General features: G+C 36.9%; 14 protein-coding genes. 5 read left to right on the top strand and 9 right to left on the bottom strand.

The genetic code is table 11. From position 1 onward, the window contains the following. Positions 1–192 precede the first annotated feature (192 nt). Together Q1B07_RS21030 and Q1B07_RS21025 are read right to left on the bottom strand one after the other, a co-directional pair. On the bottom strand, positions 193–459 hold the full coding sequence (locus Q1B07_RS21030; protein ID WP_299093830.1) for an antibiotic biosynthesis monooxygenase: 267 nt from the start codon (positions 457–459) through the stop codon (positions 193–195). Positions 460–824: 365 nt separating this feature from the next. After that, positions 825–1,283 (bottom strand): DUF523 domain-containing protein, encoded by a 459-nt coding sequence (locus tag Q1B07_RS21025; RefSeq protein WP_299093829.1) that lies wholly within the window; start codon positions 1,281–1,283, stop codon positions 825–827. 204 nt (positions 1,284–1,487) lie between these two features. Between Q1B07_RS21025 and Q1B07_RS21020 the strand changes: the two genes are divergently transcribed. Continuing rightward, positions 1,488–2,402 (top strand): class I SAM-dependent methyltransferase, encoded by a 915-nt coding sequence (locus Q1B07_RS21020; RefSeq protein ID WP_299093828.1) that lies wholly within the window; start codon positions 1,488–1,490, stop codon positions 2,400–2,402. A gap of 131 nt (positions 2,403–2,533) precedes the next feature. Beyond that, on the top strand, positions 2,534–2,710 hold the full coding sequence (locus tag Q1B07_RS27085; RefSeq protein ID WP_366945250.1) for a DUF3021 family protein: 177 nt from the start codon (positions 2,534–2,536) through the stop codon (positions 2,708–2,710). 50 nt (positions 2,711–2,760) lie between these two features. Here Q1B07_RS27085 and Q1B07_RS21015 read toward each other — a convergent pair whose 3' ends face one another. Then, a complete protein-coding gene (locus Q1B07_RS21015; RefSeq protein ID WP_299093826.1) occupies positions 2,761–3,471 on the bottom strand; it encodes a GntR family transcriptional regulator in 711 nt (236 codons plus the stop codon). 170 nt (positions 3,472–3,641) lie between these two features. Between Q1B07_RS21015 and Q1B07_RS21010 the strand changes: the two genes are divergently transcribed. Both Q1B07_RS21010 and bglA read left to right on the top strand, forming a co-directional pair. Continuing rightward, positions 3,642–5,525 carry a beta-glucoside-specific PTS transporter subunit IIABC gene (locus tag Q1B07_RS21010; protein WP_299093825.1) on the top strand — a complete coding sequence of 628 codons (1,884 nt, stop codon included), beginning with the start codon at positions 3,642–3,644 and terminating at the stop codon, positions 5,523–5,525. A gap of 13 nt (positions 5,526–5,538) precedes the next feature. After that, on the top strand, positions 5,539–6,978 hold the full coding sequence (bglA, locus tag Q1B07_RS21005; protein ID WP_299093824.1) for a 6-phospho-beta-glucosidase BglA: 1,440 nt from the start codon (positions 5,539–5,541) through the stop codon (positions 6,976–6,978). A 193-nt stretch (positions 6,979–7,171) separates the two neighbouring features. On the opposite strand, the gene Q1B07_RS21000 is transcribed toward bglA, so the two are convergent. Beyond that, positions 7,172–10,489 carry a glycosyltransferase gene (locus Q1B07_RS21000; protein ID WP_299093823.1) on the bottom strand — a complete coding sequence of 1,106 codons (3,318 nt, stop codon included), beginning with the start codon at positions 10,487–10,489 and terminating at the stop codon, positions 7,172–7,174. Between the two features lie 772 nt (positions 10,490–11,261). Between Q1B07_RS21000 and Q1B07_RS20995 the strand changes: the two genes are divergently transcribed. Continuing rightward, a complete protein-coding gene (locus Q1B07_RS20995; RefSeq protein ID WP_299093822.1) occupies positions 11,262–12,206 on the top strand; it encodes a LytR family transcriptional regulator in 945 nt (314 codons plus the stop codon). 46 nt (positions 12,207–12,252) lie between these two features. Here Q1B07_RS20995 and Q1B07_RS20990 read toward each other — a convergent pair whose 3' ends face one another. The 5 genes from Q1B07_RS20990 to Q1B07_RS20970 form a co-directional block, all read right to left on the bottom strand. Continuing rightward, positions 12,253–13,761: a metallophosphoesterase gene (locus Q1B07_RS20990; protein WP_299093821.1), complete on the bottom strand. Its 1,509-nt coding sequence runs from the start codon at positions 13,759–13,761 to the stop codon at positions 12,253–12,255. A gap of 124 nt (positions 13,762–13,885) precedes the next feature. After that, complete coding sequence (locus tag Q1B07_RS20985; protein WP_299093820.1) at positions 13,886–14,251, bottom strand: phage holin family protein; 366 nt, start codon at positions 14,249–14,251, stop codon at positions 13,886–13,888. A gap of 1 nt (position 14,252) precedes the next feature. Then, the gene (locus Q1B07_RS20980; RefSeq protein WP_299093819.1) at positions 14,253–14,450 is read right to left on the bottom strand and encodes a PspC domain-containing protein; all 198 of its coding nucleotides are present in this window, start codon (positions 14,448–14,450) and stop codon (positions 14,253–14,255) included. Between the two features lie 11 nt (positions 14,451–14,461). Further along, positions 14,462–15,547, bottom strand: a complete 1,086-nt coding sequence (locus Q1B07_RS20975) for a DUF4097 domain-containing protein (protein ID WP_299093818.1) — start codon at positions 15,545–15,547, stop codon at positions 14,462–14,464. 35 nt (positions 15,548–15,582) lie between these two features. Continuing rightward, on the bottom strand, positions 15,583–15,918 hold the full coding sequence (locus Q1B07_RS20970; RefSeq protein ID WP_299093817.1) for a hypothetical protein: 336 nt from the start codon (positions 15,916–15,918) through the stop codon (positions 15,583–15,585). Positions 15,919–16,023 lie beyond the last annotated feature (105 nt).

Here is a 16,023-nt window from a genome sequence, read left to right as displayed (position 1 = left end):
TATGGACATTATAATCGTCTAATTCTGGACAGGCAATACCGTCAACTTTTGGTCATTTTGGGATGGCAATAACATCTGAGCATTTCATGCTTTAGCAAGGTGTAAGTTATAGAAGGTTAATTAACCATAACACTACATCTAAAAAAATGAATCTCTCTCAACCTTGCAAACTCGTAATACGAAGCTTTTGTACTATTCTTTTTTGCCACGTTCTTGTGCAACCATATGTGCTGAATGTTCCTTCCACCTTTTTATCGCATCTAAAGATTCCCAATATGAAACCGTAATTCCCAATTCATGATCACGTGCACTTTCAACTCCTAAAAAACCCTCTTGATCAGAAGCTAACTCTACCATTTTTTCTGCCATTTTCTCATAACCTTTACCCGCTTTTGCTCGCTCGGATGCAAAGATAACCGCATAGTAAGGCGGTTGTGGTGTATTTGCAAATTTACTCATAGTGGGTCCTCCGCTCAAATTGAAAGTTATAGGATAAACTCTAAAGCATTTACCCTTTGTTTCTTTTATTGCGAGGTTTCCTGCCTCTTTTCTCAACTGTAATCTTCAAATACTGAAAAATTTATCATCTTTAAAGAACTATAGGACAATAAATCTTTCAAATTCTCTTTAGTCCTTTTGCAAATACCTTGTATAATAAGCCGCCATGAGAAGACCAATTACAGGTAAAGTCCAGACAGAGATTCCTTCCAAAGGGAAGTCTACAGCCAAGCCAATTGTTTGTACGCTTAATTAATAGGATACACAAGGTTGTTAGTCTGCTTTTCATAACAACGTTTCCGTCCCTACCTTTGTCACTGAAAAAATTAAAAGATGTAATCAACAAATTGTTCTTCGGATATTACTTGTAATCCATATCTTTTAAGCAAAGCTGAGGTTACTCCATTTCCGGCAATTTTCTTCCCTTTAAATTCGCCATTGTAAATCATTGAGCTGCCACAGGATGGACTATTTTCCTTGAGAACAACGATTGCTGCGTTTATTGTTTTGGCTTTTGCTAAGGTGGCATAAGCTCCTTTTATGTAAAGCTCGGTTACATCTTTACCAGATTTCTCAATCACTCTAGCCTTTCCATCAATTACATCCTCACCATCTCCTCCTACTATTTCAGCAGGTTCCCTTGGGGTTAAAAACCCGCCAAGCAGTTCCGGACAGATCGTTACAGCTTTATTCTCTTTCACTAATTTACTTATTCTATTGTCTAAACTATGCGTACCGTTATACCTTACCTCTAACCCTGCTAAACAAGAACTGACTAATATCATGAACAACACCCCTCAAAATAGATCGATATCATATCCTTATTGTACAAAACTTTTCGCGAATTGAAGCTTTCGCAAATAAAAGTGAAGTGAATCATTGACAAAATTTTTCATTTATGCTATAATTTACAATTTTTAATTTCTGTTTTATACTAAGGTTCTCCTGGCCGGGGAATCTAAATTTCGTTTATGCGGGAGGTAAACTATTTGAAACAAAATGAAGCCAGTTTAACTTCTTTACTCTCAGCTTTTGGTCGTGCATATCACAGTCTGAATGACTCACCAAAACTATTTGATGATTATCTCGCAATGGATCTAATTTCCAAAGAAGAATTTTCAGAGATAAGAAAGAATTTGATTCAAGCGGCACATTTCTTTAACAAGGATCTTGCTCAAAGGTTTAAAGACGATCCTGAAAAGATTTTAAAATGGATTACACAAGTTCAGCTTTCTCCAACTCCTTTAGCAAGAATGGCATACTGTGAAAAGGTATTATTAAACGAAATAAAGCTTGGCCTAAAACAATATGTTATTCTTGGCGCTGGAATGGATACATTTTGTTTTCGTCATCCCGACTTACAGAAAAGCTTAGAAATATTTGAAATTGACCTTCCAGCCACACAGGAAATTAAAATGAAACGGTTAGCTGCTGCAAAGCTTGAAATTCCAAATCACCTGCACTTTGTTTCTATAGACTTTACAAAAGAATTCTCTGATGAAGAGCTGTTTAAGAAGGGATTTACAGAACAAAAAACGTTCTTTAGTCTTTTAGGAGTTTCTTATTACTTAACAAAAAACGAGATAAAAAAAGTAATAAAAAACTTATTTAATAGAGTACCATCAGGAAGCTCCATCGTATTTGATTATGGGGATGAAACGTTATTTCACGAAAAAGGCTTATATAACAGGGTAGTGAACATGGTGAAAATGGCTGCTGCCAGCGGAGAACCAATGAAATCGTGTTTTTCCTACTCTGAAATGGAAAGTTTATTAGAAGAACAGGGACTCCTTATCTATGAACACTTATCTCCGGCTGAGATAAATGATCAGTTCTTTCGTGATCGAACAGATCATCTAACAGCATTCGAAGCCATTCATTATATTCATGCTGTAAAAAAATAATCCTTGGACCAACTTCTCAATCTTTTGGATCGAGAGGTTGGTTATCCTAATTTGAGCTTAAAAGCCTTTCCATTAAAAAGGACACCTGAAGAAACTTCATCTTCCTCAAATAAAAACCTTATGCCTCTGTTATGATCCTGTACCTCATCTTAGCCTTTTCGATTGGCTGGGTCCCATTCACGATGAAGCATTTTCTTTTACTACTCATCATTTCCATTGTCATCTATGCTGTATGTTGGATTGCCTTCTATCTTTTCTTTAAATATCAAGCACGAAAATTAAATGATGACTTAAACAAGATTTGTTAAATAATCAGTGCCAGCCTTCTTGCTTAGGGGCTGGCACTTACACATTTCTTTTAAAAGAAAGAACTATTTGCTTGGATGAAGAACTGTGATTGTTCATAGTTATAGGTAACTTTTGAAAAGTCGAACGGCTGCCCGTTAGTTAAATGAAAAACTTGTTCCACGTGCATCTTAGGGTCACCCTTTTTCATGCCTAAATACTCCGCTTCTTCCTCATTAAGTTTGCCAACATGAAGATAGATGTCTGAAAAACCGACCTTTAGTCCTAACCCTTCCGTTATATAGTGAAAGATTGATTCAGATACAATCTCTTTATTTAAATACGTAACAATTGATTTATTATAAAACGATTCCTCTAAGCATAGAGTTTGTCCGTTAATATAACGAATTCGTTTGACATAATAAATATCATCGTTAAGCTCCATGTTTAAATTAAGGGCCGCTTCGTGAGTTGGCTTTCTCACGTCTAATTCTAATACCTTTGACGTGAGCTGAAAATCCTCAAGATCCTTTTTAAACCCTTGATTGGAAAGCAGTCCAATATATCCTTTTCGCTTATGCCTTCTAACAAAAATCCCACTGCCTCTGACTTGAAACACGACCCCTTTTTTCTCTAAGAGATCTAATGATTTTATAATTGTGCTCTTACTCACTTCAAATTGACTCATAAATGTTTCTAATGATGGCAGTTTATCTCCTTGCTGGAGGGCATGATCTACGATATATTTTTCTATTTCGTTTGCGATATGTTGATATTTTAACATGTGTATTCCTCATTATTTGATTAATCTCATACAGTATTAGCATTATACCATAAATTCCAAAAGAATATCTAACTATATTATACGCATATTATAATTTTATTATGTACTTGATAAATTATACCGTTACAATTATAATGAAAGCGTATTATGATATTAAGGAGGTATACTACATGGCTACTAAAGTTAGAGATTATTCGAAACTTGCTAAAGATATATTAGAAGCTGTTGGAGGGGAAGAGAATGTTCTAAGCGTTACACGTTGTGCCACTCGGCTTAGAATTGTTCTAAAACGCTCAAAACCGGAAGCCAAAGGAAAAGTATCATCAATGCCCGGCGTTATTACCGTTGTCGAAAATAGCGGACAGTTCCAGGTTGTGATCGGGCAGCATGTTGGAGAAGTGTATGAGCAATTTTCCAGCTTAGTTAAGGTAGAAGATTCAGAGGGAGTAAGCGAAAACAAAGGAACGATTTTAAATCGTATCATTGCGACGATGTCAGCTGTTTTTGCTCCGTTTGTCTATATTTTAGCAGCGGCTGGTATTTTGCAAGGTGCATTAATTCTCATAAATTTATTGTTTGATCGCTTTGCAGAAACGGGAACTTATCAGATTCTAAGTTTTATCTCCTGGGCACCTTTCACCTTTTTGCCGATTTTTATTGCGATTACAGCGTCAAAGCATTTTAAAACAAACACCTATATTGCCGTCGCATGCTGTGCTGCATTAGTCAGTCCGACTTGGTCAGAGCTTGCAGCAAAAATTGCAGCTGGTGAAAGCATCACGTTTTTAGGTATTGCCTTATCTGAAACAGTATATACTTCATCCGTATTGCCGCCGCTTTTCTTAGTGTGGATCTTGTCATATGTTGAAAGATTTTTAAATAAGCGGATGAATGAAGTCATTAGACCATTATTTGTACCATTTTTATGTATTGTGGCCATGGTGCCGTTAACGATTTTACTAATTGGACCTGTCACAACAATGGGCGCAAATGGAATTGCGAATGGCTATAACTTCTTAGCGGAAAACGTACCTGCAGTAGCCGGGGCGATTATCGGTGCATTCTGGCAAGTGCTCGTTATCTTCGGAGTACACTGGGGAATCACGCCGATGGTTCTAGCAAATTTTGATTTATATGGACGCGATTCCTTCCAGGCGTATCAAACGATCGCCGTTATCGCGCAAGTTGGTGCCGTACTTGGGGTTATCCTAAAGGCTAAAAATCAAGAAACACGTAAAGTCAGTGTTTCGGCAGGTGTAACTGGTTTATTCGGAATCACTGAGCCTGCGATTTATGGCGTTACATTAAGATTTAAGAAACCATTTATCTTTGGTTGTATTTCAGGGGCGATCGGTGCCATTACAGCCAGCTTCTTTAATCCGTACTACTTTGCCTATGCCGGACTTCCAGGACCATTAACAATTGTAAACGGTATTAGTCCTGACCAGCCATCTTCCATCTGGGGAATTTTAATCGGTACTGCCATTGCGGTTATTCTTCCTGTCGTATTGATTCAGGTTTTCGGTTATGGTGAGGATTCCGCAACTAAAGAAGCTAGTGAAAATTCAGGATCCGAGCAACCAAGCTTCCAACAGACAAATGAAGAAACGATCGATGCCCCATTAATGGGTAATGTCATCCCGCTATCAGAGGTACCTGATGAGGTATTTAGCTCAGGGGCGATGGGACAAGGCTTAGCGATAGAGCCTTCAGACAACAAATTATATGCACCGTTTAATGGAAATGTTGTCATGGTGGCACCTACTAAGCATGCGATCGGCCTGCGTTCAGAATCAGGTGTTGAACTACTTGTGCATATTGGCTTGGATACCGTTACATTAGACGGAAAACCGTTCACTTTACATGTAAACGATGGAGATAAGATCAAAAAAGGCGACTTACTGATCACATTTGATAAAGAAACGATCGAAAAGGAAGGCCTGAAAATAACGACACCACTTATCGTCACGAATTCACATGCTTATAAAGAAATTATTGTTGAAGATCGTCAGAATAGTAGATTAAATAAAAGATTATTAACGGTTATAAAATAAGGAGGAATTGAAAATGGCAACATTACCAAAGGATTTTTTATGGGGCGGTGCTTTAGCCGCTCACCAATTTGAAGGCGGCTGGAACCAAGGCGGAAAAGGACCAAGTGTTGTGGATGTGATGACAGCAGGTGCACATGGTGTACCAAGAAGAATTACTGAAACAATTGAAACTGATACGTTTTATCCAAACCATGAAGCGATTGATTTCTACCATAAGTATAAAGAAGATATCGCATTATTTGCTGAAATGGGCTTGAAATGCTTGAGAACGTCGATCGGCTGGAGCAGAATTTTCCCAAAGGGTGATGAGGCTGAGCCTAATGAAGAAGGACTAAAATTCTATGATGATGTGTTCGATGAATTATTAAAGAATGGGATCGAACCTGTCATCACGCTCTCTCACTTTGAAATGCCATTACATCTAGCAAGAGAATATGGCGGATTTAGAAGCAGAAAGGTCGTAGACTACTTCGCAAAATTCGCTGAAGTATGCTTTAAACGATATAAAGATAAAGTGAAATACTGGATGACCTTTAATGAAATCAACAATAAAATGGATGTCAATAATCCGATCTTCTTGTGGACAAACTCGGGTGTTGTTGTAAAAGAAGGTGAAAACGCAAAAGAAGTCATGTACCAAGCAGGACACCATGAATTACTAGCTAGCGCCTTAGCCGTTGCAAAAGGAAAGGAAATTAACCCGGAATTCAAAATTGGTGCCATGGTTTCTCATGTACCGATTTATCCTTATTCATCTAATCCGGAAGATGTGATGCTAGCGGAGGAAGAAATGAGACAACGCTACTTCTTCCCAGATGTGCATGTTCGCGGATACTACCCTAGCTACGCATTAAAGGAGTTTGAACGAGAAGGCTATCAAATCAAATTCGAAGATGGTGATGAAGAAATCTTACGAAATGGTACTGTTGATTATTTAGGGTTCAGCTATTATATGTCGACAACTGTGAAAAGCGATGTTGTGAATGATAATACCGGTGATGTCGTGAATGGCGGATTGCCAAATAGTGTAGAAAATCCCTACATCAAATCAAGCGACTGGGGTTGGGCGATTGATCCAACAGGATTACGATATACATTGAATCGTTTTTATGATCGCTACCAAATTCCATTATTTATTGTTGAAAATGGCTTTGGTGCAGTGGATACATTAGAAGCGGACGGCTCCATCCATGATCCGCAACGAATCGATTATTTAAAATCACATATCGAGGCATTGAAAAAAGCGGTCACTTACGATGGTGTTGATTTACTTGGCTATACTCCTTGGGGAATTATCGATATCGTCTCCTTCACAACAGGTGAAATGAAAAAACGATATGGCATGATTTATGTAGACCGTGATAATGAAGGAAACGGCTCAATGAAGCGTTATAAGAAAGACTCCTTTAAGTGGTATCAGCATGTGATTGAAACGAATGGTGAGGAATTGTAATCCTGATTACACTCAAAAACCCGAATATCGACACTTGTAAAAAGTGTCTTTTCGGGTTTTTTATTAAGAGAAAGTATAAAATTTGAACTTAGTTTTGGTGTCTAGCTTCAGGCGCCATCGGCTATTCAAGCGATTTTTTAGGAAGTTGCTTCTAAGCTACGCAGTTTAGTTCCATACTGATGAAAGTCTCACTTTATACCGCTCTCTTCGCTTCTTGATTCACTTCCAAATTTCCCGATCTTTTTAATTTATTCCATCCTACACGTGTACCTTTCAGTGCGGCAAAAAGTGATTTCCATGAAACCCACAATAACAGGTACCGGTAAAAAATCCTTTGCAAGAATAATAGAATTAACGGTTTTAGACTTAATTTCTCTAACCTGAACGCGTATAAACAAATGAAAAAATCAATGAAAAAGTAACAGCCGTAAAACATTAATGATTCTTTTAGATTACCTGATATCATTCCCAAAACAAATAAAACATCTAAAAATGGGGCAAACAAAGGGAAGACAAATTGGAACAGCAACATATTAGGGAGCGCAATAAACCCTAATGCTTTATGCTTGGTACCACCAAAGGCTTTTTTATGCTTCCAAAAACATTGCAGTGTTCCGAAATTCCATCTGTAACGTTGTTTAAGAAAATCTCTGCTGTTTTCTGGTGCTTCCGTATAAGCATATGCCTTTTCATCAATCGTAATTTTATATCCTTTGCGCAGTATTCTTAACGACATATCTGTATCTTCTGCTAATGTATCAGCTGTGAAATAGCCAATTTCTTCAAACACTTGTTTACGCCAAGCACCGATTGCACCTGGAACAACCGTAACACAATTAAGCAGAGCAAAAGCGCGCTTCTCTAAATTAAAACTTGTTACATATTCAACATGCTGCCAAATGGTTAATAAATTTCTCATATTCCCCACTTTAATATTTCCGGATACGGCAGCAACCTTCGAATCTATGAAATGACGTACAAGCAGCGAAATAGCATCAGGTGAAATAATGGTATCAGCATCTATGGCTACGATTATGTCACCATTCGCCTTTTTAATCCCTGTATTAATCGCTGCAGCCTTTCCCCCGTTTTTCTTATGAATAAGATGGATATTTTCGCAGTTAGAAAAATGATCTTTGATAATGTTGGAAGTTCGATCAAAAGAACCATCATCCACAACAATGACCTCAAAATCCCCGTAATTGCTCTTTAAAACCGACTCTATCGTCCTTCTAATAACCTTCTCTTCATTGTAAGCAGCTATCACAACACTGACAAGTGGTTGAAATGAGTCTCCGGTACTTGAAAGACGAGTCCTTCTTTTATGTTTAAAGGCTAAATATAGAAGGATTGACAAACGTAAAGTGAAAATAAATAACGCACTATAAAATAAAACAAAAATAATATTGTTAAAAGTAGCTACACTGATTAAAAATACTTTTATGCTTTGTATCAATGGGTTTTCTACCTGTGTATCAGCAGGCATAACGGTATTTTTGCTTTTGTTCATCAATTCACCAACGGTTACAAATGTATAACCCTTGCTTTTTAATGTTTCAATAATGACAGGCAGTGCTTCAACTGTGGCTGTTCTATCTCCCCCGCCATCATGAAGTAAAATGATATCACCGTCAGATGCTTGTTTTATCACGTTATCAGCGATTTCTTTGCTGTTATGTGTATCCCAATCCCTGGAATCGATATCATAATTTACTGTGATATATCCCATTTGTGTGACATCTACTAGTCTTTGAAACCTGAATTTAACATAATTATCCATGTTATCACCATCATGTGTATTCAGATAATTTCCAAATGGGGGACGGTACAGAATAGGCGATCGCCCTGTAATGCCTTGAATAATCCGCTCGGTAGTGTTCAATTCAAATTTTAATTGAGCTTCAGATACTTCATCGATATTTGCATGTGAGAACGAATGATTTCCAATTTCATGTCCCTTTTTATAGACTTGTGTAATCATATCTTGATGTAGCATTGCTTGTTTACCCGTTGTAAAGAATGTTGCCTTAATTTCATACTTATCCAAAATATCCAATATTTCTTTTGTATATGCAGGATCTGGCCCATCATCAAACGTTAACACAATCTCTTTTTTCTCTGGCTTGCTTAAGCGTTCAATTTCAGATGCTTTTGGAACAGAATGGTATGTTTCACTTGAAATGAAACCAGAATCATCAAATTCCAGACTGCGTTTCCCGTCTTGCTGATCGGTTAACGAGCGGAAGATACTCCCTTCGCCATAACTGTAGGTAATATCACCACTCTTGACAGTAAGCAGCTCGCTGGTTTGATGTCCTCTCACTACATCCCAAACAGATGGATCCTCAGTGCCTAATCTCCATAATGCGACCCCTTTAGCCCCGTTTGATACAGCCATTTTCCATTGGTTGTAGAAGGTCGCACTATCTAAAAACCATAATTCATGTGATTTATTATGATCCTTGTAGCGAATATAAGGATTTTTGCTCATATCATCCCATTGTACCTTCAGGTTTGCTTTGTCTGCCATTCTCATAGCCTCTTCAAAGGATACAGCTTGTCCGCCTTGCTGCTTTTCCCAATCCCAATCATATCCGTAATTCCCTAGACTAGCGATAAGCTTGTCCTTAGGTATACTTGAAAGAGCTTCTTCAAACCATGATGACGAAGCAATAGGACCTGGATTTATGTAATTCTCGTCATATAACATTAACATCATACGATCACAATACTTTTCAAGATTTATGTAATCAAATGCCGGATTTTTGGGCGGTACATCAATGGTTACCATAAGTCCATCGGCATGAAAAGCGCTATAAAGCTTCTTCATGAAGTTTGTCAGCTTGTCACGATCATTTTTATGAATGTTTTCAAAGTCTATGTTTATTCCATGAAAACCTTGCCTCTTAATCTGTTGATGAAGATTTTTTATTAGCTTATCCTGTGCTTCAGGAGAATTCAATAAATTATGGATGATTTCTTGATCCCATTTCCCATTCACTTCATTGTTAATTAAAGGAAGGACTTTTATATCATTCTTTTTTGCCAGGTCCGCTATCTCTTTTTGAATATCGCTTTTCAACTCCAATTTTGAATTTAAATCAAACCATTGCGGGATCAGAACATCGATTTCATCAATATTACGTCTTAATGAACGTTCACTATTTACATCCCAATTTACATAGAAAGCATAAAAATCTTGATTGTTGTTTACCGTATTTTGCAGAAACTTTTCATTTGGAGAACTAGGTGTAGAGGCTTCTACATTTCTTATTTCTGATTGGCTAATAGTTGAATATTCATTTATCTCCTTTGATTTCCACTTAGGTAAGATGGGATTAAAATAAACACTTAGACCCAATAAAAAAGTTAGTAAGAGGCAAAAAATAACCGATATGGAGAAAATACCGAGTAAAATACCCCATCTTTTATTTGAACCTTTTTCAAAAACAAAATGGATAGAATTCCCTTCAGGATCCCTACTGATTTTTTTATTCATCCTGTTATACATCTAATCACCTGCTTTATACCTTTTTTTAGAAGACTTATGAATGAATAGCAATGAATTCTATTTCTTATTGATTCATACAATATATCTTTTATTAGAATCATGGTTTTCTTATCTGCTTTTCAATCTGCTTCTATAGTCCAACTAAACAGAGAAATGCATTTTTGTTCACTTTTTCACAAGAAATGCTGTTTCTTTAACGCCTGTTTAGCTTCATTTCACCTATCATCCAAAGGCAATAAAAGCTCTATCACATTTCATTTACTAAAAACCCATTTAAGAATAACAAAGAGATTTTGGTCAGTATATATGCCAATTTAACGAATATTATAAGATTACTTTTTCTTATGGTTTCCCTTACCTTTATGGTTTAGAAGTATGGGTCTTAGCATATTTTTACTAAATTTACTAGTAACTTTTTCACATAATTTGTTTATATACTTTCATGCATGTGACTTATGTAAGAGTTTTTTTCCCGAATACTATGGATAGTTAGAGCATTTGAAAATTTGGAAAAATTGTGGTCTTGCCCTTTGTTATAGGCGGTGAAATGAATGAGGAATCAATATAATTAGAGCAAAGATGGTACAAAAGGAGACAATAATTTCATAAATTTCCCTTTATTCATCCATTGTCTTATTTTATATTAAAAAACTACCATTTTTTGATTAATTTAATAAAGATTACTAAACTTTTCATTTTTTTCTGATAAAATGATGATGTTTTATTTGAGTACTTTCCTCTTCACTTAACATGACTGTAAAGGAGACTGAAAATGGAAAAAACATTGAAACATGATAAACGGAGAAAGAATAGGAAACTGACCTTTAAGATGATCATTGGCATCATCTTCTTTATGATCATTGGTGTCAGTGTCTACGGGTATTCGGTTTACAGTTCCGTTGAAAATACATTAAAACAGACCCATGAACCATTAAAGTCTGAAGTATCAAAAAATCGTGACCAACAAATAAATTTCAAAAATCAAGACCCTATTTCTATTTTACTAATGGGTGTTGATGAACGCGAAAATGACCGCGGGCGCTCTGATTCACTCATCTTATTGACAGTGAACCCCAAAAATCAATCAACCAAAATGGTTAGCATCCCACGTGATACAAGGACCAAGATTGCCGGCCAAGGAAAAGAGGATAAAATTAATCATGCTTATTCATACGGCGGCTTAGATGCAACGGTTGAAACCGTTGAAGATTTCTTAGATATACCAGTCGATTTTTATATTGAAGTTAATATGAAAAGCTTTAAAGATATAGTTGATGCAGTAGGAGGAGTAAAGGTCAACAATACACTTGCATTTGATTATGAAGGCGTGCATTTCCCAAAAGGTCAAATAGAATTAAATGGCACAGATGCAGTCAAGTATTCCCGCATGAGATATGCAGATCCACGCGGTGATTTCGGCCGTCAGGACAGGCAAGCTCAGATTATGAAAGCCGTAATTGATAAAGGAGCAAGCTTTAATTCTCTAACAAATTATCGTGACATATTAGAGGTAATTGCAAAAAATGTTAGAACAAACTTAACGTTCAATAATATGATCGAGATTCAGGCTAACTATAAAGAAGCCCGCCATGGTTTACAACAGGTGCAAATAAAAGGAGAAGGGACAGAAATCAATGGCGTCTATTACTACAACGTACCTCAATCAGAGCGTACAAAACTATCGGACATGCTGAAACAGCATTTAAATATTGACTAATTTAGGTAGGGGAAACGGTGTTTTACGTTCCCCCTATCAATCCTATTCACTGGACCATAACCACCTTCTCCCCTTTAATCCTCTTATAAACATTTACCTCAAAATAGCTTGTGGCAACCATTTTATGTTTCCTCTTTACATCAATGTCCATCGTAAAGGAATCTTTGCCAGGTTCGTTTTCCGGATCGTAATAATAATATTGATCCAAATATGGGGAGTACGTTTGGATATCAATTGAGTTTGTTTCTTCATCTATTTGGAGGAGACGAATATAGCCGTTGCCGCCATTTGGTGCTTTTTGATAATCAGCAAGTATCTGATACACCTTACGATCTGTAATGCCATCTAAATTATCATCTAATTCATCAACCAATACTTCACTATTATAGTAATGACCGCAAAGTACGGCGGCGACATTTTTATTCGGCACCACAATTTGTTCAAATATGTCGTTCCCTTGATGTGACCGCTTTCCATTTTTTTGTAAATATTCGTGAAAGGCCAGGATGGCTGTACGATCAGAGTGACGCTTTAATACCTTGTTCATCCATTTGATCTCCCTCTCCTCTACATCTCCACCCATATAAAGAAAGATATAATCCTTTCCTTTGACAGATAGTAAATCATAGTGGCCTAAATTGTTTTGATAGGAGCCGCCATAATACGGTTTATGATAGAAGCGCTTCTTACCAAAATATTTTTTATATTGGTTAAAATTATTCCCCTTATCATGGTTTCCTGGAAGCACACCATATGGAACCTTTGCAACATCCAATGTATTCATGTAACTGTTTGCCCGCTTCCATTGTTGTTCAACACGGCCTTTATTCACGATGTCACCAGTATGAAACACATATTTGATGTTCATAACGTCTTTATTTTGCGAGATCCATTCGGTAATCGATTTGAACACAGCAGGATGATCCTGAGCATAATACTGTGTATCAGACATCCAAACAAACGAATAGTCGAAGCTCTTTGATTGGGAGGCAATTTGATCCTGAACAATGACACTGATCTTTTGCTCTTTAACATATTCACCGGCAGTAACTGTGCCATTGAGAGTGAACTGACTAGTTCCGGCTATTTTCCGATCGAGCTCCACCCATTCTTCTGTTGAAACATTCCAGGCAAACATCGTTACTTGTCTTCCTTGTAACGATCTTCCTTTCCAATGAACGGTAACATGGTCTCCTGATTTCACATCCTTATGTACTTCGATATCAAAGCGGTGATAAGGAAAATTACTGACCGAATAAGTTTCATTTCCACTGCTGTTTTGTTCTTGAAGTGCCTGATATTTTTCCGTGGAGAATTCTTTTTCACCTAAGGGGTCATAAGCTGTCGGCGGCTCTGTTCTTGCTGCATTCTCGCTTACTGTCATTTGATTCTTTTCTGTAGAAGAATATTGATGTGCCTGGTAAAAGTTTTCTGATGCTGTAATCTTCGATTGGGCATGACTTAGTGTATTGCTTTTTACAAGCTGTGTAGGGAGCAATAATATAATAAGAACCGTAATACATATAACAACAAATACATGGTTACCTTTGTACATGCTTCTCACCCAATGGTAGTATGTGCAGTTTTTAGTGATTTTACCAGTAGATAACTAAAATGAAACTTGGGAAAACCTGGATGAAATACAACAAAAATAAAAAGCAGAGAAACTCTGCTTTTATTTATTCTTTATTCTTTTGCAATGGCTCGATGATCCCTTTTTGAATCATGAGATGGAAGATGGCAATCACGATAGCGGCGAGGATCGCTGTGCCAAACCCATCAATATTAAACGCATCTCCCATCAGTCCTTCTGTGATCATTAACGTCATCGCATTGATGACAAAAAGAAATAATCCTAATGTCACAAACGTTACAGGCAGGGTAAGCAAAATGAGAAATGGCTTGATGAACACATTTAGAATGGAAAGGATAAAGCTTGCTCCTAATGCAGCTCCTATCCCACTTAAATAAAAGGAGTCAAAGTAGCCTGATACAACAAGTAATATTAAGGCATTAACAAGAATACTGACAATCCACCTGATCATACTACCTAACATCCGACTCTTCAGGGACTAAGAAGATCCAGGCAAGATAGATAATACCTAATGGAAAAAAGCCGGTCGGTATTAATAAGATGACAAACAAAATTCTTAAGATGGAGGCATCAATGCCCAAATAATCGGATAACCCTCCAAGCACGCCTGATAGCTTACGGTCTGAACGAGACCTGTATAATTTTTTCATTGCCTTCACCCTTACGTATTTTTAATTAATATTGATCCTGTCTTCGAGTCGGCAAATAGTGAGAAATTAGTTTCAGGTGATGTACGGAATTTAAGCTCTTTTTGGATCGTTTCATTTTTTTCAAATGACACGTCTACATCCTTTAGCTGGGCAGACAGCGTACCTAAATTTGATTTGAGCACACCGATTACTTTGCTTTCCTCAGGTACATTGACTTCAATATTCCCTGTTGTCGTTTTCGCATACAATGCTTCACACGCACGATCCTCCAAGGTTATTTGAAGATTACCATTAAAGCTTTGGGCATCGATTTTGTCAGCTGAACCTTTAAACTGGACTAAACCTGTAATGGATTCAACCTCAAGTTTTTCGTACCTTGAGCTTGAAAGCTTTATTTGCCCATTAGCTGTTTCAAACTCACCTTTTTTCCCATTGATGGCTGAAAATGAGATCATCCCATTTGCCGTCTTTGCTTTTAACGTATTTACTTTTACATTTTCCCCTCTTATAGGACCATTAAACAGCTTAATTTTAATTTGGTCATATGCTTGTTCCGGAACATAAACAATCGTATTCAGCTTCATTGTCTTTTTATCTGAATGAAAAATAAAGCGATTTCCTTCTACATGACATTCTACTTCTGATAAAAAGGCTTCTCTTGCCTGTTCGATATTTTCAGCTCGATAGATCTTTGCATTGCATTCCACCCTAATATCCCTTTCATTCCATGGCTGAAGATTCACACTGCCATTCGGAAGCTGGATATCAAGGTCATGAAAGGCTGAACCATTAAACTGAAAAACATGCTGAATGTCAATCGACTTACCAAAATTTAGGTCGAGATCGAGTTCTTTTACCTTTTTAACAGCTGTGTCCACCCAATCCATAAGCTTAGCCCCTAATGAGGCTTGCTTTTCATTTGATTGGCCAACATGATCTTGTGATGTAAAATCAATTACTTCCGTTGACAAAGCCGTTATTTTCTCTTCCTTTTTTTGCTCATCAGAATTTAATGCTTCGATTAAGGATAGGGCCTCATCTGCAGAAAGCTTCCCTTGTTCCACTAGCTTTAAGATACGAATTTTTTGCTCTTTCATGGTTCATCCTCCCCTTTGACTCTCCTATATAAATTTTATATCGTTGTTAATAGCTTAATGCCTTTTACAAGGTTCCAAATAAACACAATTAGATTGATCAATCCGACAACGATGAAGCCGCCAAAAAAGATTGTTAAATAGGACGCTTCAGACAAATTAGTGAAACTGCTAAAGATGATTGCTCCGATGACTGCAAGAATTGATAAAAATGGAAGTATGTGTGAAATAAGCGCCTTTTTAGCATGTTTCTTCACTTCACTGTGGTCAACAATAAAATAAATTACAATTGGTAAAAGAAACGGAGCACAAAACACACTAAAATAGTTGATGGATGCTAACACTTTATTTGTTTTATCCAATTTTTCTTTCACTCTCCTTATCTTTAATACGTATGAAAGAAGAATAGGTTTCAGATTATCTTTTTTAGCGGAAAAGATCAGTCACTGGGTGTTTCATTGTTTCCATTTTTTAAACAA

The sequence above is a fragment of the uncultured Metabacillus sp. genome (genome assembly GCF_947503125.1).
In the GTDB taxonomy this organism is placed as follows: Bacteria; Bacillota; Bacilli; order Bacillales; family Bacillaceae; genus Metabacillus.
Note: the sequence above shows the minus strand (reverse complement) of the source record. Positions and strands in the feature narration are given on the sequence as shown.

What these genes read in the sequence shown, in the direction of transcription:
- Q1B07_RS21030 (WP_299093830.1), bottom strand. Translation starts at nt 459, where the DNA reads ATGAGTAAATTTGCAAATACACCACAACCGCCTTACTATGCGGTTATC.
- Q1B07_RS21025 (WP_299093829.1), bottom strand. Translation starts at nt 1,283, where the DNA reads ATGATATTAGTCAGTTCTTGTTTAGCAGGGTTAGAGGTAAGGTATAAC.
- Q1B07_RS27085 (WP_366945250.1), top strand. Translation starts at nt 2,534, where the DNA reads ATGATCCTGTACCTCATCTTAGCCTTTTCGATTGGCTGGGTCCCATTC.
- Q1B07_RS21015 (WP_299093826.1), bottom strand. Translation starts at nt 3,471, where the DNA reads ATGTTAAAATATCAACATATCGCAAACGAAATAGAAAAATATATCGTA.
- Q1B07_RS21010 (WP_299093825.1), top strand. Translation starts at nt 3,642, where the DNA reads ATGGCTACTAAAGTTAGAGATTATTCGAAACTTGCTAAAGATATATTA.
- bglA (WP_299093824.1), top strand. Translation starts at nt 5,539, where the DNA reads ATGGCAACATTACCAAAGGATTTTTTATGGGGCGGTGCTTTAGCCGCT.
- Q1B07_RS21000 (WP_299093823.1), bottom strand. Translation starts at nt 10,489, where the DNA reads ATGTATAACAGGATGAATAAAAAAATCAGTAGGGATCCTGAAGGGAAT.
- Q1B07_RS20995 (WP_299093822.1), top strand. Translation starts at nt 11,262, where the DNA reads ATGGAAAAAACATTGAAACATGATAAACGGAGAAAGAATAGGAAACTG.
- Q1B07_RS20990 (WP_299093821.1), bottom strand. Translation starts at nt 13,761, where the DNA reads ATGTACAAAGGTAACCATGTATTTGTTGTTATATGTATTACGGTTCTT.
- Q1B07_RS20985 (WP_299093820.1), bottom strand. Translation starts at nt 14,251, where the DNA reads ATGATCAGGTGGATTGTCAGTATTCTTGTTAATGCCTTAATATTACTT.
- Q1B07_RS20980 (WP_299093819.1), bottom strand. Translation starts at nt 14,450, where the DNA reads ATGAAAAAATTATACAGGTCTCGTTCAGACCGTAAGCTATCAGGCGTG.
- Q1B07_RS20975 (WP_299093818.1), bottom strand. Translation starts at nt 15,547, where the DNA reads ATGAAAGAGCAAAAAATTCGTATCTTAAAGCTAGTGGAACAAGGGAAG.